Below are 24,737 nucleotides of genomic sequence, written 5' to 3' on the forward strand. Positions count from 1 at the left end.
GATGAAACCTCGCTTTTCCATCTGGCCGCGTAAAATTGGTGATAGCGCCTGGCTCTGGCTGCCGGTGCTGGCTGCGCTCGCCTTGATGATTCCGCGGCTGCTGTCAGCCCAGTACGGGCTGTTGGACGATGGCGCCACGGCTTTGAACGCCGACAAGATGGGCGCGGGCGTGATCGGATATAACGATATCGGTTCGGGCCGCATCCGCCCGGTCTACTGGCTGTACTTCAGCGGGTTATACCGCCTGGTGGGCAATCACCCGCAGACCTTCTTTATCATCCACGCGCTCATGCTGGCGGCCAGCGTGGGCATGCTGGCTGCCCTGGTGCGCCGCGTTGGCGGCAGCCGCCTGCAGGCTTTCCTGGCCGGACTGCTGGCGGTCAGCGCCGGACCGGTGATCGAGAATTTCTACACCCTTTCCAAGAGCGAACCCCTGCAGGCTTTCCTGACCCTGGCCGGGTTGCTGTTGATGCTCAGCCTGGCAGGTCGAAAATCGCGCTGGGGCCGTGGCCTGACCTTCGCCGGGGCGACCTTGATCTTCAGCATCGCGATGTTGAGCAAGGAAACCTACGTGGTCATGCCGTTCATTGCCCTGGCCGGGCTGTTCCTGGCCTGGGTGATCAAACCCTGGCGCCCGTCGAAGGATGGTCTGCGCCTGGGTGGAGCGATTCTGGCGGCGTTGGTGATTGCCGCGCTGGTGTTTGTCATTTACGCGCTGCCCAGCCTCGGATCGCCAACGTCGGGTACGTACGCCACGCATTATGATTTCAACCTTTCGCGCCTTTTCAAAACGCTGATCGAATGGCGCGCCTGGTTGACGCGCGATTTCCTGTACCTGCTGCCCGTTGGCGCGCTGTGGCTGATCCTTCTGATTTTGCGTAAAAGCGGCCCTGCGCCGTTGATTGCGTTGGATGGGCTGGTTTTCGCGGCGGCCTGGATTGTTGTGTTTCTGCCCTGGGAAATCATCTCGGAATACTATTTGCTATTGACAGCCCTGGGCGTGGCGACCTTCGCCGGATTGGTGTTGGGCGGCCTGGGGAAACACTGGCCGGGTCTGCGACTTGGCTGGAAAGTGGTCAGCGGCCTACTGACGGCGGTTGCCGTTTATCTATGGCTGGCGGCCCTGCCGAACCAGGTTAATAACGCCCGGCTGCAGTTGACCGTCGACCGGATCAACCAGCAGATGAGCGCATACCTGGCCGAGACCGTCCCTCAGAACGGCAGGGTGCTGGTCAACCTGACGCCCGGTTCGGAATATACCCCTGAACTGGCGATGCACCTCAAGTATTTCTACAACCGTCCCGATATTCAGGTCGATATCTTCAACTACCAGACACCGCAGAACGGCGCGGAATCGTTCGAATACTGGCTGGTCACGCCGGCTGTGGTCAACAAACCGGTGTATGCAGTTCGCTTTGGCTTCCTGGAGACCCGACAACGGCGCGCCAATGCCCTGCTGGCCGACTTCGTGGCAGAGCCTGGCGCGGTCTTTTCGGGTGGATACGACCAGTACCTGGTGCGCCCGCTGCAGCCCGCGTGCTGGGTGCTGCCCAAAGTCGGGCCCTGCCAGGAAAGCGGCGCATGGATCAGCCGCCAGCCGCTGGAATACAACTGGACGATCTATCATTGGACCGGCAACGCTTCCAAACAGAGCCAGCCGGCGACTTATGCCGCGGCCGGGCAGTGGCAACTACGCCAGACGGATGGCTCGCTGCGTGCAGTTCGGTTCGGCGGCCAGGGCGATTTGCCGGTGATCGGCGATGTCGACGGCGACGACCGCGATGACCTGGGCGTATACAATCCTTCCACGGGAAGCTGGCAGTTCGACACCAACCTGGATGGGCAGGCCGAGATCGAATTAACCCTCCAGGATGGGCAAACCGGCGGACAGGCGCTGCTGGGCGATTGGGATGGCGATGGCCGCAGCAGCCCGGCCCTGTATCAGGATAAAAGCGCGAGCTGGTATTTCTATGATGAGAACGGCCGGTTGCTGCAATCCTTGCAGGCAGGGAATTCAGGCGATATTCCGCTGGTCGGGGATTGGAACGGCGACGGTCGGGATACGATCGGCGTCTACCGTCCCGAGACCGGTGAAGTGGATCTGGAAAATGAACTCAGCGGGCTGAGCGGGGTGGATTTCTACGCGCCGAAGCAACAACAACCGGTCGTTGGGCACTGGGCCGGGTTGCCAGCCGAAACGCTGGCATTCTTTGGCGACGGAGTCTGGCAGCCGTATTACTGGAACCGGGATGGCGAGCCTTTGTTGGCGCCGGCCAGTTTTGAATTCGGCGCGAATGGAGAGACTCCGCTGGCCGGACGCTGGTGAGAGGATGGGGATGCCTGCCTGTTCGATTGTGATTCGCGCTTATAACGAGGGACAGCATATCGGCCGTCTTCTGGCCGGTATCCGGCATCAGAATGTGCGCGATGTGCAGGTCATCCTGGTCGATTCCGGTTCCACGGATGCGACCGTTTCGATCGCCCAGGAATACGGCGCCGAAGTGGTTCGCATTCGCCCGCAGGAATTCACCTTTGGGCGCTCGCTGAACTTGGGAGTGGCGCAGGCGCATTCGGAGCGGGTGGTGATCGCCAGCGCGCATGTCTACCCGGTCTACCCGGATTGGCTGGAACGCCTGGTGGAACCGTTCACCGATTCGCAGGTGGCTTTGACCTACGGTAAACAGCGCGGCACGCCGATCAGCAAATTTTCCGAGCATCAGGTTTTTCGGCAGTGGTTTCCGGATACTCCTCGCCCGCAGCAGGGCTATCCCTTCTGCAATAATGCCAACGCTGCCATCCGCAAATCCGTCTGGGAACAGCACCCTTACGATGAGATGCTGCCGGCCCTGGAAGACCTGGCCTGGGCTAATTGGGCTCAAAGGCAGGGCTACAGGATTCAATACGTTCCCGAAGCCGAGATCATCCACGTGCACCGCGAGACCTGGCGCGGCGTATTCAACCGCTACCGGCGCGAGGCCATGGCTTTCAAGCAGATTTATCCGCAGGAGACCTTTCACTTCTCGGATTGCATCCGCCTGTTTGCCAGCAACTCCTGGGCTGACCTACGCGAGGCGGCCCGCCTGGGCGCGCTGCGTCAGGTGAGTCCGGGTATTCTGGCCTTCCGCTGGATGCAATTCTGGGGCACCTACCAGGGCTACCGCCGCTCGGGTCCGCTGACCTGGAAATTAAAAGAAGCTTTTTATTATCCTCCGGATGCGGATGACGGCCGCGCGGCCCACCGTCCGGTGGCGCCGATTCGTTACACCGAAGAGAAATCAGACGTTCATTCACCTTCTGATGATGCCTGATGGCAGTCTGCGAGGTTCCAAGATGTCGTTACAAAAAGTAGTGGCACTCGTTCCCATGCGGCACCATTCGGTGCGCGTCCCCGGCAAAAACTACCGCCCGCTGGCCGGCAAACCGCTCTACCAGCATATCCTGGACACACTGCTGGCCTGCCCGGAGATCCACGAAGTGGTGGTGGATACCGACAGCCAGGTCATTGTGGCGGGCGTGCGTGAGACTTTCCCCCAGGTGTGCGTCATCGAACGTCCCGCGCACCTGCGAGCGGATACCATCCCCATGAATGAAATCCTCATGTACGACACCGATCAGGTTCCTGCTGACCTCTACGTGCAGACCCACAGCACCAACCCGCTGCTGCGCGCCGAGACGGTTTCGCGCGCGATCCAGACCCTCCAGGACAACTACCCGGCCTATGATACGCTTTTCTCGGTGACGCGGCTGCAATCCCGGCTGTGGGACGGCCTGGCCAGGCCGATCAATCACAACCCGGCCATCCTGCTGCGCACGCAGGATTTACCGCCGGTATACGAGGAAAATTCGTGCCTGTATTTGTTCTCACGGCAGACGTTGGAACTGCGCCGCAACCGCATCGGCGAGCGGCCCTATCTGTTCGAGATCGAGCGCGATGAGGCCCAGGATATCGACGAGGAGATCGACTTTACCATTGCGGATCTGATGATGCGCGCCCGCGGCGCCGGCGCCTGAAGCCTCTCGCCGGAATGGATGTGTTAGAATCAAATTTACGCCGCCGTCGAGTGCTCTTTTTCCAACGGCGGCAGTATATCGTAAGGGATGTGGATTGATGACCAGCGTTCTTTTGACAGCACCCTATATGATCCCGTTTGTGGATCGTTTCCGCCCTGTGTTTGAGCATTATGGAATCGAATTGATCGTCCCGACCGTCCACGAGCGTATGTCGGAAGAGGAATTACTGTCCTACGCCGGCCAATTCGACGGTACGGTCTGCGGCGACGACCGGTATACCGAGCGCGTTTTACAGGCCTGCCAGCCGCGCCTGAAGGTGATTTCCAAATGGGGCACGGGGATCGATTCGATCAACCGCGAAGCCGCTGTGCGCATGGGTATCCAGGTGTGCAATACACCGAACGCGTTCACCTTGCCGGTATCGGACAGCGTGATGGCCTACCTGCTGGCCTTTGCCCGCCGCCAGCCTTGGATGGACCGCGAAGTCAAGGCCGGACGCTGGCAAAAGATCCCGGGCCGTTCGCTGAGCGAATGTACGCTTGGCGTGATCGGCGTGGGTAACATCGGCAAGGCGGTGCTGCGGCGGGCGCGTCCCTTCGGCATGACGCTGCTGGGAAACGACATTGTCCCGATCGCGCCGGATTTTATCGTTGAAAACCGGGTCGAGATGACCTCCCTGGAGGATCTGCTGGCGCGTTCTGATTTCGTCAGCCTGAACGCCGACCTGAACCCGACCAGCCGGCACATCATCAACGCGCGCACGCTGGCCCGGATGAAACCCGGCGCGGTGTTGATCAACGCCGCCCGCGGTCCGCTGGTGGATGAGCCCGCGCTGGTGGCGGCCCTGCAAAGCGGGCAGATCGGCGGCGCGGCCCTGGATGTGTTCGAGGTGGAGCCGCTGCCCGCGGATTCGCCGTTGTTGAAGATGGACAACGTGATGCTGGCGCCGCACAATTCCAACTCCAGCCCCTCGGCCTGGGAGCGGGTTCACTGGAACACGCTGCGCAACCTTCTGGTCGCCCTGCAACTGGACCCGGCCGACCTGAGCCTCTATCAATAATCTCAATTCTCGTTCGATTGGAATCAGGCTCAAAACGCTTCTCGAATCTTCTTCAGGATTGGGACCATCTCCTGCCATTCAGCCCATAGGATTGCGACGAACGTGAAAAAAATCGAACTCCACTGGAAAAACGCGTTACGGAATCCGGACTGGATCGCCGGTCTGGTCCTGGCAATTCTATTCTGGGCGGCTCGCTACTGGCTGGTGGGCGGATTTGGCCTGTACGAGGATGACCTCACCATCGTGCCGAGCGCGGCCAGTATGAGCTTCGGTGAAGTGCTGAAATATATATGGGTGTATATCACTCATCTTTACGGGCATGCGCGCCCGCTCTCGGACAGCTTTATCTACCTGTTTTCGAACCTGGGCTGGCGCCTGGGAGGGTTGCGCGGAATCTATGGGCTGGGTTTCCTCCTCACCCTGGCAAACATCCTGCTGTTCTATGCCTTGATCCGGCGCGCAAGCAACCCGAGCCTGGCCTTTCTGGCCGGTCTGGCTTACTGCCTGTATTCCGCCGACACGACGCAGGCGTTCCTGACTCATTCGCTGGGCGTGCAGCCCTCGATCATCCTGTTGCTGTTGGCTGCGCACGCCTATCTTTCGCGAAAAAAATGGCTGGCCTATGTGCTGGCGTTTGTGATCCTGTTTAGCTACGAGACGCCTTTCCTGGTCTTTGTGGCGGTTCCCCTGTTACAACGCAAATGGGATCGCAAACTCCTCAAAGAATTCGTCTTGCATGCGCTGATCCTCGCGGCAATGCTGGGCGCGGTGTACCTGTTGCGTACGGCCGTGGGCGAAGGGCGCGTTGCCGGCCTGAGCGGTAAGGAGATCCTCAGCATCCCGCTGCAGCAGGTGATCAATGGCTCGCGCGTCAGCGTGACCCGTTATTTCCGGCTGGCGATCCAGGTGGCCCAACGGCTGCTCCAAAATCAAACCCAGGCTCTGCCGGTTTTGGTCGCGTTCGTGGCCTTGCTGGTCGTGATGGCGGTCAAAGTAAATCGTGAATTTACGAATGGGATTGTATCTGCCTTCAGCCAGATCCGGTTGCGGCCTGGAAATTTCCACATACCCACGGAATTCGTGCAGTTGGGCCAGTTGTTGGTGTGCGGGCTGGTGATGGTGGCGGCGGCTTATCCGCTCACCTTTACGACCCAAGCGTTTGCCGTGCGCGGGCGGGAATCGCGCGTTCACCTGGCGGCCGTCCTGGGCAATGCATTATTGATGGGCATTTTACTCTACGCTGGCTTTGCGCTGGCCAAACGCCTGCGCATTTCATGGGTGGCCAGCCTGGTCTGGGCTGCCTGGTTGGCGCTGCTGGTGGGGTATGGTTTCGAAATTCAGGCGGATTATCAGAAGGCCTGGCAATTCCAGAAAGATTTCTGGCGCGAGCTGGTTCAAACCGCGCCAGACGCCGGAGAAAATACCGTCATTCTGGTCGAACCGGGCGGGCTGCAAGATTCGGTTCAGATCGACGCCAACACCTGGAATGTGCCGCGCGTCCTGCCTCAGCTCTTCGAAATGCCGGTCGGGTGGGAAAATCCGCCCCGGGTTTACCGACTGCGCGAGCAGTGGAGGGAATATCTGGCGGCTTCGGAGACGGAATTTCTGGTGGACGACCGCACGGTCACCGCGCCGCCTTCGTTGTACGGCAAATTCCCCGCCGGGGATGTGATCTTCATCGAGACCGCTTCCGGGAATTTCGTGCGGCACGAGGGGCCGTTAACGGTCGGTGGGATGACCTATGAATTGAGGCCGGCAGCCGAACCGGTTCTGCCGCAACTGCCGCATACGCTTCTGTATGGATTGTTGATGAAATAACGTGAATATTTCTGCTTCTCAAGGAGCAATACCAATGGATGAATCTCGACCTCGGGTCTTATTGATCACCGGCGCCGCCGGCGGAATTGGGCGGGCCACGGTCCGGCTGTTCGCGGACAATGGCTGGCGGGTGATCGGGGTGGATCGCGCCGAATTTGGTGAAACCTTCCCTTCGGATGGACTTTTCATTCGGGCGGATATCTCGATCCCGGAACAAATCCAGGGGATCTACCAACAGGCCAGCGCCTTTACGGACAGCCTGGACGCGGTGGTGAACAACGCCTCCATTCAGGTGAACAAGCCGATGCTCGATATCAGCGTTGAAGAATGGGACCTGGTGATGGCCTCCAACCTGCGTTCGGCATTCCTGGGCGTCAAACTGGCCTATCCGCTTCTCAAGGCGCGCGGCGGCGGCGCCATCGTGAATACTTCCTCGGTGCACGCCGTGGCGACCTCGGTCAATATCACAGCTTACGCCGCCAGCAAGGGCGGGCTGCTGGCGCTGACGCGCGCCATGGCGATCGAATTCGCCCACGATAACATCCGCGCGAATGCCGTACTGCCCGGCGCGGTCGATACGCCCATGCTGCGCGACGGCCTGGGCCGCGGGCACCTGGGCGGCGCCAGCATCACCGAGCGCCTGGATAATCTGGCGCGGAAGACCGTCAACGGGCGCATTGGTACGCCGGAGGAGATTGCGCATGCCATCTACTTCCTGGCGGACAGCACCCAATCCTCCTTCATGACCGGCCAGGCCCTGGTGGTGGACGGCGGCGCGACCGCGCGCTTGAGCACGGAATAAAACAGGCGGCATGGGCCTGAATCGTTCGAGTGAATCTGTCCATCCCACCGGGAGATGCGCATGAAATCGATGTTGAAGAAAATTACCCCGCAGCCTCTATGGAAGGCCGGTTCCGATTGCTACTGGGGGTGGCATAACCGCGGGCGGCATACCTTCCTGCGCGGGCTCGATCCGCGCTGGCGGGAAAGCCAGCAGCGCCTGGAAAGTTTTCGCGAGAAACACGCCGGCCAACGCTGCTTCATCATGGGCAATGGTCCCAGCCTGCGTAATACGGATTTGAGCAAACTGCGCGGTGAAACGACCTTCGGCCTCAACCGCATCTATCTGGCCTTCCCGGAACTGGGCTTCAGTACCAGTTATCTGGTGGCCGTCAACGACCTGGTGCTGGAACAATGTCAGGCCGATTTCCGCGCCCTGAGCATGCCGAAATTTATCACCTGGCGCGAACGCAAGGCCCTTTCCGGCGACCCGAACACGATCTTTGTGGACACGGATTTCACTGGCGAGGAAAACTTCAACGGCGACGCGACCGGGCGATTGTTCGAAGGCTTCACGGTTACCTATGTGGCCCTGCAACTGGCTTTTTTCATGGGTTTCAAACAGGCCATCCTGATCGGGGTGGACCATAATTTCGTCACCCAGGGACCGGCCAATCAGGCCGTGGTTTCCCAGGGCGATGACCCCAACCATTTTACGCCCAACTACTTTGGCGCGGGTTTCAAATGGCAATTGCCGGATCTGGCGGGCTCCGAACGCGCTTACCGCCTGGCGCGCCAGGCCTATGAAGCCGCCGGGCGCAGCGTGGTGGATGCCACCGTGGGCGGCAAGCTCACCGTCTTTCCCAAAACCGATTACCTTTCCCTATTCTGAGGATGAGACTGGCGATGATTCTGGCGTTCCTCCCTCCCTCGGTCCTCCTGCTCATCTGGCTGGCGATTCCTGGCAAAACCGGACGCACCGGCCAGCGCCGGGCATTCTTTTACGCTGCCGCCATCTGGGGAACCTGGCTGGCCCTGGCGAGCGAACTGCTGGGCGCCTTCCACCAACTCCGTTTCACCGGGTTGTTGATCGTCTGGCTGCTGCCGTTGGCCCTTCTGTTGGGACTGCCGGGATTGAGGCACTCGATCTGGCGAGGCAAGGACCGGGTGCTGATGGGCATTCGATCGGTTCGCGATTGGACTGCATTCGAGAAATGCCTGTTGGGCGGTCTGATCCTCGAAGCCCTGCTGCTGTTGGCCATCGCCTGGATGGCGCCGCCCAATACGAACGACGCCATGCAGTATCATCTGGCGCGGGTGATGCACTGGCTGCAGGACGGCAGCCTGGCGCATTACCCGGCTGCCATCGACCGCCAGTTATGGCAGCCGCCCTGGGCCGAACTGGCCATTCTGAATCTGATGGGTCTGTCCGGCAGCGACCGCTGGGCGAACCTGGTGCAATGGTCGGCTTTCCTCGGCTGCTGGGTGGGCGTTTCCGGGCTGGCGACCAGCCTGGGCGCCGGACGAAAAGGGCAACTGCTGGCGGCCTGGACCTGTGCGCTGCTGCCGATGGGAATTTTGCAGGCAACCGGCGCGCAGAATGACCTGGTGGCTGCGTTCTGGCTGCTGGGGGTTCTGATGGTGGTGGTGAAGGCGCATCAAGGTTGCCGGGAGATAGTTGCCAACGGTTTTGCCGGGTTAGGCTGGCCGGAATGGGGCATTCTGGGACTTACTGTTGGGCTTGGGTTGCTGACCAAGGGAACCTTTGCGCTCTTCGTGCTGCCGGCGCTGGTCTGGGTGCTGGTTTCAGCGCTGCGTGCCATCCGGGCGCGTTCGGGCGGCCGGTCTGGCGGGAAGGCCTGGTTGAGACTGTCCGGGGTGATCCTGCTGGGCGCTGCCTGCGTGGTTTTGCTCAACGGGTCGCATTGGGCGCGCAATTGGCAGTCGTACGGCAGCCCGTTTGGGCCGCAGGTTTCGCAAAATTCGCTGAAGAACCAGCCCCTCGGGGCGGCGGCATTGTATTCCAACACGCTGCGGAACGCCGCCCAGCAATTGGCCATGCCGGTGGGCAAGATCAACGTGCTGATTCAGGCCGCGGTTCAGAAACTGCACGCCTGGGTTGGACTGGATGTCAACGAGCCGGGATTCACACACACGCCCGGCGATAACGCCGGCTTCATGGTCAAGTATTCGAACAAGAATGAAGAACTGGCCGGCAGCCCGCTGGATTTCGGATTGATCTTCCTGGCGCTGGGCTTCGCCGTGTTTGCGCGCAAGAAGAATGCGCTGGCGATATTCTTCGGCGCTGTCCTGGTGGCGGCTTTTTTGCTGTACTCTTTCTTTTTCAACTGGCAAACCTGGGGCAACCGCCTGTTCCTGCCGCTCTACGTGGCCGGGACAGTCCTGGTCGGCGGCTGGCTGGAGCGCTGGCATTGGGCCGGCCGGGGATTGGCGGCGATCGTTTTGTTGGCGGTTGCGCTGCCCGCCCTGTTTCTCAACACTTCCCGCCCGGTATTGGCCTGGCAGAAGGCCCCTCAGACTCCCTTCAGCGTGTTTACCGCCAGCCGCGGGTACCTGCAGTTCGTGAATTCCCCTGAGCAGTACAATGCCTGGATTTCGCTTTCGGAGGAATTAAAACAGCGCGCCCCTCAATGTGCCCAGGTGGGGTACTGGTTGGGCCCGGGCCAGGCGGAATACGCCCTGTGGACACTGCTGTCGCCGACCGCGAAGGAACGCCGGCTTGAGTTCATCGACCTGGCAGCTCCCCGGAGCGCCGGGGTGGGCGGCATTGCGTATCCAGCCGGTGAATTTGACCCGTGTGCCATTATTTCCACGCGCTTCGATTACAATCAGGATATCCCCGGTTATTTTCTGGCCGCCGGGCATTCGGGCAGCCAGCTCTATCTGCGAAACGATCTAAAACAATGATCAACGGCCCTCTGGTTAGCATCGTAATTCCTTCCTACAATCAGGCGCGCTTCCTCGAAGAAACGCTGCGCACCGTGTTCTTCCAGGATTACACCCACCTCGAAGTGCTGGTGGTGGATGGCGGTTCGACGGACGGCAGCGATGAGATCATCCAGCGCTACGCCGACCGGCTGGCCTGGTGGGTCTCGGAGCCGGACAACGGCCAGGCAGACGCGATCAACAAGGGGTTGGCACGCGCGCGGGGCGAGTTCGTCGCCTGGATCAATTCGGATGATCTGTACTACGGCCCAACCGTCGTGCGCCGGGCGGTCCAGGTGCTGCTGGCCCATCCCGAGGCCGGTATGGCCTACGGCGACGGCGTCATGGTGGACGCCGATCTCAACCTGCTGGACTGGCATCCCTACCGGCAGTATGAACTGGTCGATCTGCTGGCCTTCAACGTGCTCCTGCAGCCGGCGGTGTTCATGCGCCGAACCGCGCTGGAAGCAGTCGGTTTTCTACGCCCGGAGTTGAACCTGATTCTGGATCATGAATTGTGGCTGCGCATGGCGGCGCATTCCCCGATCGTGCATGAAAGCGAAGTCTGGGCGGTGGAGCGCACCCACGAATCGGCCAAGACCATCGCACTGGCCGCGACCTTTGTGGACGAAGCCTTCAACCTGGTGAAAAAATTGGAAGACGATCCGGCCTTCGCGGCCACGATTCGCGCCAATCGCAAGAAGGTCTACGGCGGGCTGCACATCTTCGCCGGACGGCGTTTGATCGACGCCGGGCAGCCCCGCCAGGCCGTCCGCCATTTCTGGCAGGCCTACCGGCTCTCGCCGGGGATGACCCTGCAGGTGTGGTTCAAAGTCGTCCAGGCCCTGGGCGGCGCAATCGGATTGGGCGGATTGTTCACCACGTTCCGCAACGTACGCCGCATGGCGCAGCATAGCGGTCAGCACCTGGTGATCACGCAAAAAGATGTGCGCTGGAAATAACCTGAAGCAGAGTGCGCCGCCAATGGCGGGATGCATCTGCAATGATTGGCCTGAATGGTGAGAACCCGATGAATGAAATCCCGCTGGTTTCGATCGTAACCCCTTCGTTCAATCAAGCGGCTTTTTTAGAAGAAACAATTCGCTCGGTGCTGGAGCAGGATTATCCGCGTATCGAATATATCCTTATCGACGGCGGCTCGACGGACGGCTCGCTGGAGATCATCCAACGCTACGCCAATCGATTGGCCTATTGGGTTTCCGAACGCGACCGAGGTCAGACGGAGGCCATCAACAAGGGCTTCGCGCGGGCGCAGGGTTCCATCCTGGCCTGGCTGAACTCGGATGATACCTACCAGCCGGGCGCGGTGCGCGAGGCTGTGGAATTTCTGCGGACGCACCCGGAAGCCGGCATGGTCTACGGCGATGGAAATTTCATCGACGAGCACGACCGGGTCATCGGGCGTTTCCCGTCGGCGCAAACGGATTTGAAGAAGCTGCGCCGAGGGTATGTGCACGTTTGCCAGCAGTCATCCTTCTTTCGGGCCGGGTTGTGGCAAGAGGTTGGGCCGTTGGATCCCAGCTTTTATTTCGCGATGGATTACGATCTGTGGGTGCGCCTGGCGCAGCGCGCGCCGCTGGTCTACCTGCCGTGCACCTGGGCCAATTTTCGCCTGCATTCGGATGCCAAGACCATCAATGCCGACGACCGCTGCTGGCCGGAGATGCTGCGCGTGCATTACCGCGACGGCGGTAAGTGGCTTTCGCCAATTGTGCTGAAATACTACATCCGCAAACTGGTCGCGCCGCTCTTGAACTGGCGGCGGCGCAGGCTGTTTACGCGTTAGGAGGGGGATTTGAAATCGACATTACAGAAGGCCTTGAAAATCGGGTGGGGAGCGACTGCGGCGGGTTTTCTGGCGGCGTTGGGAATGTACGCCTGGATTGGTTCCTTCATGCGTTTTATGGGGGATGATTATTGCTACGGTATGGTCCTGGCGCAGAAAGGTTTCTGGCAGGCGCAGTGGTATTCCTATGTATATCCCACGCCGTATACAGGCGATCGTTTTTCGCTGACCTTCTTCTCGGACCTGTTCCATCTTTTCGGGCCCGGGTTTACCGGCTGGCTTGCCGGCCTGACCCTGGCGTTGTGGATCAGCGGTCTGGCGCTGACCTTTCGCCAGATCACCCGTCTGCTGCGCCGGGATGCGATGCCGGTTCTGTGGATGGCGGGCGCAGCCGCATTTGCATTTTTCGTGTTGTACCAGGCGCCTGACCTGGCAGAGAGTTTCTATTGGCGGTCGGGAATGTTGCCCTATTTCATGCCCCTGATTGGCGACACCTGGCTGGCCGCCCTGCTGCTGGCTTCGATTCAAAAGGAACACTCTGCCTGGCCTGAAGTGTTGGGAATCGGCCTGTTGGCCTTTGTGAATTCGGGCTTCTCGGAAACTGCGGTGGCGTTTCAGGTTGGCGGATTGGGTGTAGGTCTGGTGGCGGCATTGATCTTGGACAAGGGCCGAAAAACAGCCGGGCGATCCTGGAAACGGATCGGTGTTGCGATGGTTGGGACACTGGCCGCCATGGTTGTCATGCTGTTATCTCCCAGTAATACCGCTCGTTTGAATACCCTGCCGGATTCTCTGGGTTTTTGGCCATCCATAAGAGACTCGCTGCAATACGGGTTGGATTTTACACTCGAGAGCCTGCGCGGGTTACCCGTGCCCACTCTGCTGGGATTGGTCTTCTCCTCTGCGCTGGGGCTCGAGATGGCCGACGGGCAGACATCGCGATTGCGAGTATCCTGGTGGCAAGGGTTGTTGGGGACCGCCCTGATCCTTGGGTTTGGTTTTGCACTGGTGGTGTGCAGCATGGCGCCCAGCGTTTTCATCCAAACCTGGTACCCGGAACCCCGCGCGCTTATCGTCTCGCGTTTCGGGCTGGAATTGACCCTATTCAGCCTGGGTGGATGGATCGGATGGTTCCTGCGTGGGGTTATTTCCAGTGAATCCCCAATTCGACTGATTCGCGTCGTCGCCGTGTTGGCGGCGTTGGTTTGCGCGGTTTATGGCGTACGTGGCGCGGCCCGGCCCCTAGTTGATCTACCTGCCTATCACCAATATGCAGCCCAATGGGACCAGCGTGATGCACAAATCCGTCTGGAAGCCAAAGACGGGGTGCGTGACGTGAAGGTTGTGGGGTTGTCGCACCTGCTCTTGCGCGGCGGGGATTTCAATACAGATGCCGGTCACTGGTATAACAATTGCGCCGCCGGTTATTACGGCGTTGATTCCATCCGGGCGTTACCGTAAAAAATAGGTCTTCTTTGTACGAATCGCTTTCTGGCAGGAAGCGGGCAAAGTGGAATTTAATTTGATATAATTTATCAACAAATAAACATATTCCACGCAAGTGTGAATGCTGTTCTACGGATTGAAAGAGCCTTCCCTGGCTCACCGCACCTGAGGAGACGGTTGGCTTCAGCCAGCCGAAGGAGTGAAAATGACCTACCTGCCGTACAGGATGCGATCCATCCTCTTTTTAACTGTTGTCTCGGCATTCATCCTGGCAATTTCTCTTACGGCCTGTGCTGCAGCGCCTGCCGGCTCACCCGTGAGCAGCGAACCCACGGCTTCGCAGACCGCGCCAGCCTATCCTGCTCCCGGCGAAACGGCTTCCACCCAGCCTGCGGCAGGCACTCCCGCGACAGGATATCCTGCACCTCAAAGCGGCAGTACCTCGACCGCGGCGCCGCAGCCCGCGGCAAGTGCGACATCCGTCGATCGTTTTCCGGACCCGGCCGCGTTCGAATGGAAGAAGCTGGCGGAAGGCATCGAGCGGCCAACCGACGTGACCGATCCGGGCAACGGTGCATTATGGGTGTTATCCCAGGTCGGGCGGATTTTGCAGGTACGCGACGGGCAGTTGAGTGAGGTGATGGACATCCGCGACCGCATTAAGTCATCCGGCGAGGAACAGGGCCTGTTGGGGATTGCCCTGGATCCGAAGTTCACGGATAACCGGTTTTTCTATGTCAATTATACGGATTTGTCGGGCAATACTGTCATCGCGCGCTTTACGGCGGCGGCCGATTTTAAAACTGCCGATCCAAACAGTGAAGAGAAGTTGATCCAGGTCCAGCAGCCCTACGCCAATCACAACGGCGGCGGCATGGCATTCGGACCGGACGGGCTGCTGTACCTCGGCCTCGGCGACGGCGGCTCGGGCGGCGACCCGCACAATAACGCCCAATCCACGAACACATTGCTGGGCAAACTGCTGCGCATCGACGTCAGCCAGGGGCAGGCATATACCATCCCGCCCACCAACCCTTATGCCGGAGGCGGGGGTAAGCCGGAGATTTATGCCCTTGGCCTGCGCAACCCGTGGCGTTTCTCGTTCGACCGCGCCACCGGCGACCTGTATATTGCCGATGTCGGCCAGGATCAGTACGAAGAGGTGGATTTCGAGCCGGCCGGCAGCCAGCCGGGCGCGAATTTCGGCTGGCGGTTGCGCGAGGGAATGCATCCTTATGATGGCTATGCTTCAGATGGAGCGAACCTGGTCGACCCGATCTGGGAATACGACCACAGCCAGGGCTGTTCGATCACCGGTGGGTTTGTCTATCGCGGCGAAGCGTTGCCTGAATTTTCCGGCATCTATCTGGCCGGCGATTTCTGCACCGGGACGATCTGGGGGCTGTTGCGCGCTGCGGACGGAACCTGGCAATCGCAGGTGTTGTGGACCCATCAGGGCAACCTGACCTCCTTTGGCCAGGACCGGTCGGGTGAATTGTATTACCTGAACCAGTATAACGGCGGCCTATACCAACTGGTCCGAAAATGACGGCGATGGGCCGAACGTCAGCCGGATTGAGGATGCCCGTCACTAGAATGGCCGGGGAGAATCCGTTATATTCTCGAATAGGATAAATATTGTAGGCATTCTGGAGGTGTCTTGTGGCGGTTAAGATGTGGGAACCGATCAAAGTTCAATACTGCGACCACGCCGGCTGTGAAGTAGCCCTGGAGGCCGAAGTCGTATACCCCGCGGAAACCCTACCCGATCAGCCGCGCCTGGGCGCACACCGCTGCTCGCATGGGGCAATTTGCAGCCAGATGGATAAACCGGCCTGTTTGTGGGCGGGAACCAATCCGGGTTACGACCCTTTCAATGAAAGGTCCTTTGTTATGACCACAGAGCCACAGAGTTCACACAGAGGCTAGAAGATCGAGAAAACTGAACCCTTCGAAGGCTGTGTGGTTTTGCTTTGTCCAGAAGGTCGAAATACGTTATGTAAAAAGCCGGACACCCATTTGGGTGTCCGGCTTTTGATGCTCGACAGTGAGATTAATGTATGACGCTCAATTTGCGGCCGACGCGGGCGAAGATTTCCAGGCCCTTGTCGAGATCGTCGCGCGAGTGCGCGGCAGAAATCATCACCCGGATGCGCGCCTTACCCCGGGGAACGGTGGGGAAGCCGAGCGCCATGGCAAAGATGCCCTCATTGTAGAGTTCGCGACTGAACTCGTGCGCCAGCGGAGCCTCGCCCAGCATGATGGGGGTGATCGGGGTGGTGGAATGGCCGGTATCGAAGCCCAGATTCTTCATCTCGGCCTTGAAGTAGCGCGTGTTCTCCCACAGGCGATCGACCAGTTCGGTGGAACCTTCGAGGATGTCGATGGCGGCGATGCAGGCGGCTACGTCAGGGGGCGTCGCCGCTGAAGAGAACAGGAACGGGCGGCCGCGCTGCTGCAGCCATTCGACAATCAGCGGGCTGCCGGCAACGACGCCGCCAACCACGCCAAACGCCTTGGAGAGTGTGCCGATTTCCACATCCACCTTGCCGTGCAGGTGGAAATGATCGACGATGCCGCGGCCGCCGGCACCCAGGACGCCTTCGCCGTGCGCGTCGTCGACCATCAGCATGACGTCATGTTTGCTGGTGACTTCGTAGATTTTATCCAATGGAGCGACATCGCCGTCCATGCTGAAGACGCCGTCGGTGATGGCCAGCGCTCGCCGGTAGCTGCCCTTGGCGGCATTGATCTGCGCTTCGAGGTCCGCCGGATTGGCGTGGGCGAAGCGGATGATCTTGGCACCGGATAGGCGCGAGCCGTCGATGATGCTGGCGTGGTTCAATTCATCCGAGAAAATCACGTCTTCCTTGCCAACCAGCACGGGAACGGTGGCCAGGTTGGCGCAAAAGCCGGACTGCAGGCTAATGGCAGCTTCGACGCCTTTGAATTTCGCCATACGCCGTTCCAGCTCGAGATGCAGGTCCATGGTGCCGGCGATGGAACGCACGGCGGCCGGGCCTACACCGTACTTGTCGACGATCTTACGGGCGGCATCGACCATGCGCGGGTCGTTGGCCAGGCCGAGGTAATTGTTGGAGCAGAAGTTGAGAACGCGTTTTCCGTCCACCACCAGCCAGGCGCCTTGCGGCGAGCTGAGGGTGCGGATGTGGTTATATAAACCGGCCTCTTTAAGGCCATCCAGTTCCTGCTGAATCCAATCCAGTCGGGAAGTCATAAGCACCTCAATTTTAGTGTCGAATACAAAGAAACCATTCGCGGTCTTAATTATAGTACATCGGCGAGCCAGTTCAGGATTGCCGAATGTACTCGATTCCGCGGATGGCTGTCAACAGAATCCGGTCGCGGATAAGATTTATTCCGTGGACTGGATTTCACCCAGGTAGCCCAATTCGGCCAGGGCCAGCAGCACCTTTTCCTCGCTGCCGGCGTGGATCAGGACCGCGGTTGGCGAGAGCGGCTCGGCCAGGAAGCGCGCGGCCCGGGATTTACGCAAGGCCGCCAGGATATCCGGCGAAGCAACCCGCAGCAGGACCGCCGGGCGGATGCTGGCCTGCACGCCCTGGCTTTCCCAGCGGTCGATCGCCTGAGCCAGCGGTGGCGGCACCACCGGCGCGTACCGGCGCAGCAGCGACATCAACTGGGCCGGTTTAAGGCCTTGCTGGCGAGCGCGTTCCAGAGATGCAGGAGTGATGTGATAGCGGTATTCGCCGTTCCGTTCACCCTCCCAGGCGCAGAAACGGGCAATTTGATAACGCAGCGCGCGCGGCGCCAGCGGCAGAGCGGTGACGCGGCCGTCGCTGATGACGCGCAACCCGCCGTCTTCGGCCGGCAGATCTTCCGGCGACGAGCCGTGCCACAGAGCGGCCGCCCAGGGCGAGAAACGGAATGCACTCGGTTCCCCACCGGGAGCGGGCGCGGCCAGTTCAAGCAAACCCAGCCAATGCAGCGGCCCGCAGATCAGAAAGCGCAGCAGGGCGCCGTCCACCTGATCCCAGGCGGCAAAACCGCGCAGGAATTCCCCGTCGCTCTCCTGACGGATGAACCAGGAATCATAATCGCCGGCCGGGCGCTGATAATCGGGGTGGCGCTCGCGCACGGCATTGACGAAGGCCGACAGGCTCCACCAGGTATCCTGCGGGATTGCGCTGATCAGGTCGAGCACCAGGCGGCGCGTGAGTAGCGGATCATTGCTCCATTCGCCTTCCATCGACAATCCGGGCAGAAGACGCAATTCGTTGAAAACCGGGCTGCCCATCCAGGTTGAGGTTAACGTAGCCAGCCCCTGCCCGCGCGACGCCCCCAGAAAAGTCTTGACCGCTTCGGCATGGGGTTGGTTCTTTGAGTCCAGCAGGCCGGCAGCCTGAAGAAGGCGGATCAGGATTCGCGGCGGAATGTCCCAATCCGGGCTGGCCAGGGTCGCGGGGTCTAGGCCCAGGCGCAGGCCGGCCAACAGCGTGCAGGCATGGTCGAGGATGTGATCGTTGACCGGCTGCGGATGAGCCCGTTCGGCGGCGGTGGCTTTGCGACCCAGCGGCGCAGGCATGTGCGCAATGGAGGGCTGGATCAGTTCAAGCAGGTCATCCGGAATGTAAGCGTATTCCAGGGGTTCGGGCGGATCGTTGAAGAAGGCGCGCCCGATCAGGGCCCGGTACCACAGCACTTCAGCCGGCGAAGCCGGTTTCAGGTCCGGCCGTTCGCGGTCCCGGCGCGCGCTGCCCATCCCGCGCACCTCTCCGAAGCGGCGTGAAAAAATCGCCCAGCTCAGGCGGCCGTCGTTTTCCAACAGTTCGTCCAGCGCCGCACGCGCTTCCGCCGGGAGTATATCCAGCAGTTCGGCGATGCGGGGCCGGTCGAGCAGCATTTGCACCAGTTGCGGCAGCGCCGTATAGGCATCGGGTGCGTTCAATTCGATACCCCAGGCGGCGGCTACCATTTTCAGGAAGCCGAGGTCATGACCCTGAAGGAGATGCTGCAAATCGGGCATACTTTATCCCTGGTGCGGAAGAATGACCTGGACGGCGGCAGGAAGGATGTGGATTTCGCGCGATCTCGCGCGTGTGCGAACCCATTCCGGTGAAGACTTCGCCGCCCGATTGAGATCGATATGATTATAATCTGAGTTACAATCCACATTGGTTCGAACGCCTGTGACGAATTTTCAGGAGGTGTGCGATGAGCGAACAAATGCCGCATGACGAGGGCGAGCATAAGGATGCCTGGCAGGAAGTTGGCAGGCAATTCCAGCGCCTGGGTGAAAGCCTGGCGACCGCATTTCAGACCACGATCAAAGACGAATCGACCCGCCAAAACATGAAGGATTTGCAGGATGGGTTGGAAAACGCCGTCCAGGGTATCCGCAATACGGTGCAGAAAGGTGTCAGCGAGCTGGAGGGCCAGAATTTCGGCGAGCAGGCTCGGCAGGCCGCCGAGTCGTTGAAAACCGCCGGTGAGCAGACCGTGGAAGAGGTGCGACCGCATTTACTGTCCGCCCTGCAGCAGCTCAACCGGGAATTGGACCAACTCGTCCAGACCATTCAATCGAAACCCGCGCAGCCGCCAAAAGAAGATGATCAACCCAAAGAGTGACCCGGCGCCAATAACGACGGACGCCATTCCATCAGTTTGGAATGGCGTTTGTTGTTGGTTAGGAACCTTGCAGAATTGAAAATGGCATGCAAGGGTTTTTAATTGACGCCCCCTTTCCTTGACTGTATAATTCCCTGAGACGTAGACTGCAAGGATTGAGGCCCACATGGCATTAAGGGGAAACCTGCGCGATTTTACCATTACGCAGTTGCTTAATCTCATCAATCTGGCGAAAAAAACCGGTACCCTGGTGATCGAAAGCCCGGGCGATGTGGCCTGGGTGGCTTTCCGCGAGGGCAAGCTGGCTTACGCCCAGATCGGAAAAGAAGATAACAGCCTGGCGGCGATTCTCCAGCGCAGCAATAAGATCTCAGCGGCCCAATATCGCATGATCAAAGAACGCGCCAACCAGATGAACGACAAGGAATTGGGACTGCTCCTGATCAACGCCGGTTATCTCAACCAAACCGATATCCTCGACAGCCTGCAGCAATATTTTATCGGAGTTGTGCGGAGGTTGTTTACCTGGGTCGAGGGTTATTTCCACTTCGAAGCCGACCAACTTCCGCCGGCCGATCATATTCCCATGCGCATCGACCTGGAAAACCTCATCATCGAGGGCGCCCGGCAATTGCGCGAGTGGGAACAACTTCAGGAAGAAATCCCCAGTCTCGACATGGCCTTGAAATTTATGGACCGCCCGGGGACGAACTTGCGCAATATTAATTTGAGCGTGGAAGAGTGGCGGGTGGTATCGTACGTCAACCCCAAGAATACGATGCGCCAGATTGCCCATGCCACCAAGATGAATGACCTGGAAATTCGGCGGGTTGTCTACGGCCTGCTGCAGGCGGGTTTGGTCGAAATCGTCCGTCCGGGTGGTGTGCCCCTGACCAATCAACGTATGTTCCCAACGACCAATAAAGATGAGCAAAAGTCGTTAGTCAATCGTTTGATCAACCGGATTCGCACGATTTAATATCTTTACCTTTCTCTTCGAAGGAACAATCGCTTATGCAGACGGTTAAAATCGTGGTTACTGGCCCTTTCAACGCAGGAAAGACGGAGTTTATCCGTTCGGTCAGTGAAATCGACGTGGTATCTACGGAGAGGAAGATCTCCGCTGAAGCGGAGAAAGTGAAATCGACCACCACAGTGGCGATGGATTTCGGGCGTATCACGGTGGATGACGATCTGGTCCTATATTTGTTTGGTACACCTGGACAAAAGCGCTTTGATTTTATGTGGGAAATCCTTTCCGAGGGTATGCTGGGCTTTGTCGTATTGGTCGACAGCTCGCGTCCTGAGACCTTCCGCGAGGCTCGCTCCATTCTGGAAACCTTCCGGGCCTACGCGCCGACGCCTTACGTGGTGGCCGCGAACAAGCAGGATATGGATGAGGCCTGGGATCTCGATGATATGCGCGTTGCACTGCGCCTGGATTCCAAAGTGAGATTCCTGCCGGTCATCGCCACCGATAAAGAGAAGGTCAAAAAAGTCCTACTGGAACTGCTCTACAGCATCCTCGCTGAAATGGAGGCGGGCGGGTCGTAGCCCATTGCCCGGCATATCGCCGTGTCATCCATCACGACAAACCAGGGAATTCTTCATTACGAAGTTTATGGTCGGGGGAAGCCCGTCATCCTTTTACATGGGTGGCTGGGTTCCTGGGGGTTATGGCAAGAGACCATGACATACCTGGGCCAGTATTACCGCACTTATGCGCTGGACTTCTGGGGCTTCGGCGAATCGGGCAAGAAGCTGAATACTTACCTGGTGCCGGATTTTGTTTCCCTGGTGGATCAGTTCATGGAGCAGCTCGGCATCACCAGCGCCCCGTTGGTCGGGCACAGCATGGGCGGCACGGTCAGTCTGTCGGTGGCCATCCATTATCCGCAGCGCGCGCAAAAAGTGGTGATCATCGGATCGCCAGTGAACGGTTCGTCGCTGGCGTTGGCGCTTAAGTTTGCCGGAATGAAGTGGGTCGCGAAGCCATTGTTTACTTTTTTCCCGGCCTTTCGGGCCGCAATGCGCCTGGCTTCCCCCTACATCTGCCGCGATCCGCGCTTCCCGGCCATGATGGACCGGGATCTATCCAAAACGACGGTCGAATCGTTTCTCACCAGCATCGCTTCGCTGCGCCGCACGGACCTGCGCCCTGATATGCATACAATCCAGGTACCGGTGATGGGGATGTTTGGCCATCGGGATAATATCGTCAGCCCGAATGAATGGAAAGTGCTCAAGGAAAGCCTGCCAGACGCCCAGATCGAAAGATATCCCAACGCCGGGCACTTTATTATGCTGGATGAACCCAAGACCTTTATGCCGGTTTTGAAAGATTTTCTCGACGCACCGACCGGCCAGATCTAAATAGAAAAGAGAAAATGACAAATTTATCCTGCAGTATAGCTTTCAGCCGGGTGATTTCCGAAGCAGCAGTGGACGTGCTCGGAGAGGCGGATGCTGCAAATTTACCGGTATCCCCGCGCAATGGCGTCGACATCGAAAAATGGATCGATGCACTGCAGAAAAATTACGGGCCGAATGGAAGCAAGGGAATTGCCCAGCGCATGGGACAGGCGGCTTTCAAATATTTCTTGAATTCCTACGGCAGGGATTTGAACCTCACCGGCCTGGATTTTCACCTGCTGCCGAGCGCCAAACGCCTCAGAACCGGGTTGAAAACCGTCAGCCAAAAACTGGGCCAGGAATGCGGCGCAGATATCCAACTGGATGCCGATAATAATGCTTATTACTGGCGGATCAGCCTGGGATCCACGGCAGAAGTCTACTGGATTCAAAATGGCTTCGCTTATTTTCTGGCCGGAATGGCCCAGGAATTGATGAGTTGGTCGGGTGGCGGGAAGGTCTACAACGTTCGGGAAGTGATGGACAAAACCGTCTGTGTGTTAAAGATGGATCAGAGACCCCTGGATTGAGAGCCTGAGATGCTGAAGATCATCCTGCAGTCCACGCGATTAGTCCCGCCTTTCAACGAACCCGCTCGCGATTTGCGCATTCAAAACAAGCCGCTCTGGCTGGCGCAGCGGGACGCGCTGGCGCCCTATACCACCCGCGAAATGGAACTGCCCCCAAACGAACGGCTGCCACAAACCCGACAGGCGTGCCTTGTCTACCGGGATAATCTCTGGTTCGATGAATTCTATATTCGCGCTTTTCTTGCCGAGGCCACGAAACGGAAACGGGCCTGCCGGGCGGCGTTCACAATCAACGATCCGGCGTTCCGCGAACATTGTCTGCCTCTGTCCAGCTCCTACACCCCGGCGGGTGGATTATATCTGGCGGATTTGTGGTATTACCCCAATGGTCCTGAGCCCGAGGCCGACCCGCTGGTGATCGATTTGCAGGCGCGCGAGATTGGTTATTATCATATTCCAACCTACATGGCCAGCGATTCCGGCGACCTGGTGTACTGGGTGCCGCTGCGCAGTCTGATCGCCATCGATTCGTGGGTACACATTTTCGTGGCGGATATGATCTTCGGCCTGTTCGGACGCGGCGCGCGCTTCGAAAAACGCCTGAATGAGGATCTGGGCTTCAAACTGCGCATTCTGGCGACCAGTTTGTACGAGGGCCGCCAGGTTTTGGAATGCTCCAAGCTGGTCATGATGGGCCGGAACGTCTCGGTGGATCCGACGGCTGTCATTCACGGCCCCACGTCCATCGGCGACAACGTGACCATCGGGGCGGGCGCTGTGATCGAAAACAGCATCATCGGCGACAATGTCAATGTCTCTCAGGGCTGCCAGCTGATGCTTTCGGTGGTCGGCGACGGCACCTTCCTGCCCTTCCGCGCCTCCCTGTTCATGACGACCATTATGGATAACAGCATGGTTGCGCAGAACACCTGCCTGCAAATGTGCGTGGTGGGCCGAAATTCCTTCATCGGCGCGGGCAGCACGTTCACCGATTTCAACCTGGTGTCTGGCACCATTCGCGCCCGCGATGGACACGGCGAACTGCATGATTCCAATCGGCCCGTGCTGGGCGGCTGCGTGGGGCATAACTGTCGCATCGGCGCCGGCATGATCATTTATCCGGCGCGTACGATCGAGTCGGATGTGGTGCTGTTCGCCAGCCCGGAACGGCGGGTGATCCAGCACGATGTAACGTACGAAGAAAGCGACCACCACAAGCTGCATTTTCAACACAACCATCATCAACGATATCCACGCCATCGTGAAGTGGTCGAAGAAAGCTGGTAACACGGGAGCGAAAAAAGATATCTTGATCGGTTTCGAAAGATTTCAGGAACGTGAGTCAAAACCAATGTCCATTACTGAACAAATCCGGGCCTGCACGGCCCACCGTCAATAAGCACCCAGGGAGGAGAGTATGGGAAAAGCCCGCCTGCTGATCGTGGAAGATGATCCTGATATTTCCAATATGCTGCGCATCTATTTCACCGCACAGGGATATGATGTCGATACGGCTTTGCGCGGCATGGATGGGGTGGAAAAGACCCGGCATGTGATGCCGCACCTCATCATCCTGGATATCATGTTGCCGGATGTCGATGGGTACGAAGTGTGCCGGATCATGCGCACCAACACCCGCACCAGTCACATCCCGGTCATCTTTCTCACCCAGAAAGATGAACGCAGCGATAAGTTGAAAGGCCTGGAACTCGGCGCCGATAATTACATCACCAAGCCTTTCGATATCGAAGAATTGAAGCTGTATGTGCAGAACGCGCTGGCGCGTTCGGAGCGCGAGAGCCTCACCGACCCGCAATCCGGTCTGCCCGCCGGGCGATTGATCGAAGATCAACTGCGCCGGGTAATCCGCGACAAGGGCTGGAGCTTCCTGGATATCCGCATCAACGCCTTCGAGCCCTTCAAGGATGTCTATGGCTTCATTGCCGCCAACGACGTGCTGCGCTTTACCGCCATGCTGTTGGGTGAGGTGGTGGATGAGCTGGGCAGCGACGCTGACTTCATCGGACATGCCGGCGGCGATAATTTCGTCATCATCTCCTCCGACCAGACCGCACCGATGATCAAACAACGCCTGAAATCGCGTTTCTCCGAAGAAGTTCAAACGCATTACAACTTCATGGACCGCGAACAGGGTTTCGTTCAGTTCACCGACAAGAATAGTGAAGCCCAGCAGGCGCCCTTGATGACATTGGGCGTCGGCCTGGTCTCGCCTTCCACGCATATGTTCTCGGACATTCGAGAAATTACCGAATTGGCAGCCGAGGAACGCCGTCTGGATTCATCGAACATCGCATAG

The 24,737-nt window shown here is 59.0% G+C and carries 21 protein-coding genes; 19 read left to right on the forward strand and 2 right to left on the reverse strand.

Going from position 1 to position 24,737, the window contains the following annotated elements; genetic code table 11:
- Position 1 precedes the first annotated feature (1 nt).
- The 12 genes from LARV_RS07765 to LARV_RS07820 all read left to right on the forward strand — a co-directional run bounded on the left by LARV_RS07765 (position 2) and on the right by LARV_RS07820 (position 15,417).
- A complete protein-coding gene (locus tag LARV_RS07765; RefSeq protein ID WP_075073105.1) occupies positions 2-2,326 on the forward strand; it encodes a glycosyltransferase family 39 protein in 2,325 nt (774 codons plus the stop codon).
- Between the two features lie 10 nt (positions 2,327-2,336).
- The gene (locus LARV_RS07770) at positions 2,337-3,308 is read left to right on the forward strand and encodes a glycosyltransferase (RefSeq protein WP_075073106.1); all 972 of its coding nucleotides are present in this window, start codon (positions 2,337-2,339) and stop codon (positions 3,306-3,308) included.
- Between the two features lie 22 nt (positions 3,309-3,330).
- Complete coding sequence (locus LARV_RS07775; protein WP_075073107.1) at positions 3,331-4,011, forward strand: acylneuraminate cytidylyltransferase family protein; 681 nt, start codon at positions 3,331-3,333, stop codon at positions 4,009-4,011.
- A 97-nt stretch (positions 4,012-4,108) separates the two neighbouring features.
- Positions 4,109-5,071, forward strand: coding sequence for a phosphoglycerate dehydrogenase (locus tag LARV_RS07780; protein WP_075073108.1), 963 nt, complete (start codon positions 4,109-4,111; stop codon positions 5,069-5,071).
- A gap of 102 nt (positions 5,072-5,173) precedes the next feature.
- Complete coding sequence (locus LARV_RS07785) at positions 5,174-6,889, forward strand: hypothetical protein (protein WP_075073109.1); 1,716 nt, start codon at positions 5,174-5,176, stop codon at positions 6,887-6,889.
- A 34-nt stretch (positions 6,890-6,923) separates the two neighbouring features.
- Positions 6,924-7,691, forward strand: a complete 768-nt coding sequence (locus tag LARV_RS07790; RefSeq protein WP_075073110.1) for an SDR family NAD(P)-dependent oxidoreductase — start codon at positions 6,924-6,926, stop codon at positions 7,689-7,691.
- A 60-nt stretch (positions 7,692-7,751) separates the two neighbouring features.
- The gene (locus tag LARV_RS07795) at positions 7,752-8,561 is read left to right on the forward strand and encodes a 6-hydroxymethylpterin diphosphokinase MptE-like protein (RefSeq protein ID WP_083522406.1); all 810 of its coding nucleotides are present in this window, start codon (positions 7,752-7,754) and stop codon (positions 8,559-8,561) included.
- 14 nt (positions 8,562-8,575) lie between these two features.
- On the forward strand, positions 8,576-10,597 hold the full coding sequence (locus LARV_RS07800; protein ID WP_075073111.1) for a hypothetical protein: 2,022 nt from the start codon (positions 8,576-8,578) through the stop codon (positions 10,595-10,597).
- Positions 10,594-11,577 carry a glycosyltransferase family 2 protein gene (locus tag LARV_RS07805; protein WP_075073112.1) on the forward strand — a complete coding sequence of 328 codons (984 nt, stop codon included), beginning with the start codon at positions 10,594-10,596 and terminating at the stop codon, positions 11,575-11,577. Before LARV_RS07800 ends, LARV_RS07805 begins: the two co-directional genes overlap by 4 nt.
- A 41-nt stretch (positions 11,578-11,618) precedes the next feature.
- On the forward strand, positions 11,619-12,422 hold the full coding sequence (locus LARV_RS07810) for a glycosyltransferase family 2 protein (RefSeq protein ID WP_075073113.1): 804 nt from the start codon (positions 11,619-11,621) through the stop codon (positions 12,420-12,422).
- A gap of 9 nt (positions 12,423-12,431) precedes the next feature.
- A complete protein-coding gene (locus LARV_RS07815; RefSeq protein WP_075073114.1) occupies positions 12,432-13,883 on the forward strand; it encodes a DUF6056 family protein in 1,452 nt (483 codons plus the stop codon).
- Between the two features lie 190 nt (positions 13,884-14,073).
- Positions 14,074-15,417, forward strand: coding sequence for a PQQ-dependent sugar dehydrogenase (locus tag LARV_RS07820; RefSeq protein ID WP_201785896.1), 1,344 nt, complete (start codon positions 14,074-14,076; stop codon positions 15,415-15,417).
- Positions 15,418-15,921: 504 nt separating this feature from the next.
- On the opposite strand, the gene LARV_RS07825 is transcribed toward LARV_RS07820, so the two are convergent.
- Complete coding sequence (locus tag LARV_RS07825; protein WP_075073115.1) at positions 15,922-17,106, reverse strand: glycine C-acetyltransferase; 1,185 nt, start codon at positions 17,104-17,106, stop codon at positions 15,922-15,924.
- Positions 17,107-17,244: 138 nt separating this feature from the next.
- The gene (locus LARV_RS07830; protein WP_075073116.1) at positions 17,245-18,876 is read right to left on the reverse strand and encodes a helicase-associated domain-containing protein; all 1,632 of its coding nucleotides are present in this window, start codon (positions 18,874-18,876) and stop codon (positions 17,245-17,247) included.
- A 188-nt stretch (positions 18,877-19,064) separates the two neighbouring features.
- Between LARV_RS07830 and LARV_RS07835 the strand changes: the two genes are divergently transcribed.
- From LARV_RS07835 to LARV_RS07865, 7 genes are all read left to right on the forward strand, one after another.
- Positions 19,065-19,478 (forward strand): hypothetical protein, encoded by a 414-nt coding sequence (locus LARV_RS07835; protein ID WP_075073117.1) that lies wholly within the window; start codon positions 19,065-19,067, stop codon positions 19,476-19,478.
- Positions 19,479-19,644: 166 nt separating this feature from the next.
- A complete protein-coding gene (locus LARV_RS07840) occupies positions 19,645-20,457 on the forward strand; it encodes a DUF4388 domain-containing protein (protein WP_075073118.1) in 813 nt (270 codons plus the stop codon).
- Between the two features lie 35 nt (positions 20,458-20,492).
- Positions 20,493-21,032, forward strand: a complete 540-nt coding sequence (locus LARV_RS07845) for a GTP-binding protein (protein ID WP_075073119.1) — start codon at positions 20,493-20,495, stop codon at positions 21,030-21,032.
- Between the two features lie 21 nt (positions 21,033-21,053).
- Positions 21,054-21,851 (forward strand): alpha/beta fold hydrolase, encoded by a 798-nt coding sequence (locus LARV_RS07850; protein ID WP_075073120.1) that lies wholly within the window; start codon positions 21,054-21,056, stop codon positions 21,849-21,851.
- A gap of 14 nt (positions 21,852-21,865) precedes the next feature.
- Positions 21,866-22,420, forward strand: coding sequence for a hypothetical protein (locus tag LARV_RS07855; RefSeq protein ID WP_075073121.1), 555 nt, complete (start codon positions 21,866-21,868; stop codon positions 22,418-22,420).
- Positions 22,421-22,429: 9 nt separating this feature from the next.
- A complete protein-coding gene (locus LARV_RS07860; protein ID WP_075073122.1) occupies positions 22,430-23,707 on the forward strand; it encodes a DapH/DapD/GlmU-related protein in 1,278 nt (425 codons plus the stop codon).
- A 130-nt stretch (positions 23,708-23,837) separates the two neighbouring features.
- The gene (locus LARV_RS07865; protein WP_075073123.1) at positions 23,838-24,737 is read left to right on the forward strand and encodes a GGDEF domain-containing response regulator; all 900 of its coding nucleotides are present in this window, start codon (positions 23,838-23,840) and stop codon (positions 24,735-24,737) included.

Origin of the sequence: Longilinea arvoryzae (assembly GCF_001050235.1) — a bacterium.
Classification (GTDB): domain Bacteria; phylum Chloroflexota; class Anaerolineae; order Anaerolineales; family Anaerolineaceae; genus Longilinea; species Longilinea arvoryzae.

Bases quoted from the DNA above. Each gene is read 5' to 3' on its own strand.
- LARV_RS07765 (WP_075073105.1), top strand. From the start codon at position 2: ATGAAACCTCGCTTTTCCATCTGGCCGCGTAAAATTGGTGATAGCGCC.
- LARV_RS07770 (WP_075073106.1), top strand. From the start codon at position 2,337: ATGCCTGCCTGTTCGATTGTGATTCGCGCTTATAACGAGGGACAGCAT.
- LARV_RS07775 (WP_075073107.1), top strand. From the start codon at position 3,331: ATGTCGTTACAAAAAGTAGTGGCACTCGTTCCCATGCGGCACCATTCG.
- LARV_RS07780 (WP_075073108.1), top strand. From the start codon at position 4,109: ATGACCAGCGTTCTTTTGACAGCACCCTATATGATCCCGTTTGTGGAT.
- LARV_RS07790 (WP_075073110.1), top strand. From the start codon at position 6,924: ATGGATGAATCTCGACCTCGGGTCTTATTGATCACCGGCGCCGCCGGC.
- LARV_RS07795 (WP_083522406.1), top strand. From the start codon at position 7,752: ATGAAATCGATGTTGAAGAAAATTACCCCGCAGCCTCTATGGAAGGCC.
- LARV_RS07800 (WP_075073111.1), top strand. From the start codon at position 8,576: ATGATTCTGGCGTTCCTCCCTCCCTCGGTCCTCCTGCTCATCTGGCTG.
- LARV_RS07805 (WP_075073112.1), top strand. From the start codon at position 10,594: ATGATCAACGGCCCTCTGGTTAGCATCGTAATTCCTTCCTACAATCAG.
- LARV_RS07810 (WP_075073113.1), top strand. From the start codon at position 11,619: ATGATTGGCCTGAATGGTGAGAACCCGATGAATGAAATCCCGCTGGTT.
- LARV_RS07820 (WP_201785896.1), top strand. From the start codon at position 14,074: ATGACCTACCTGCCGTACAGGATGCGATCCATCCTCTTTTTAACTGTT.
- LARV_RS07825 (WP_075073115.1), bottom strand. From the start codon at position 17,106: ATGACTTCCCGACTGGATTGGATTCAGCAGGAACTGGATGGCCTTAAA.
- LARV_RS07830 (WP_075073116.1), bottom strand. From the start codon at position 18,876: ATGCCCGATTTGCAGCATCTCCTTCAGGGTCATGACCTCGGCTTCCTG.
- LARV_RS07835 (WP_075073117.1), top strand. From the start codon at position 19,065: ATGAGCGAACAAATGCCGCATGACGAGGGCGAGCATAAGGATGCCTGG.
- LARV_RS07840 (WP_075073118.1), top strand. From the start codon at position 19,645: ATGGCATTAAGGGGAAACCTGCGCGATTTTACCATTACGCAGTTGCTT.
- LARV_RS07845 (WP_075073119.1), top strand. From the start codon at position 20,493: ATGCAGACGGTTAAAATCGTGGTTACTGGCCCTTTCAACGCAGGAAAG.
- LARV_RS07855 (WP_075073121.1), top strand. From the start codon at position 21,866: ATGACAAATTTATCCTGCAGTATAGCTTTCAGCCGGGTGATTTCCGAA.
- LARV_RS07860 (WP_075073122.1), top strand. From the start codon at position 22,430: ATGCTGAAGATCATCCTGCAGTCCACGCGATTAGTCCCGCCTTTCAAC.
- LARV_RS07865 (WP_075073123.1), top strand. From the start codon at position 23,838: ATGGGAAAAGCCCGCCTGCTGATCGTGGAAGATGATCCTGATATTTCC.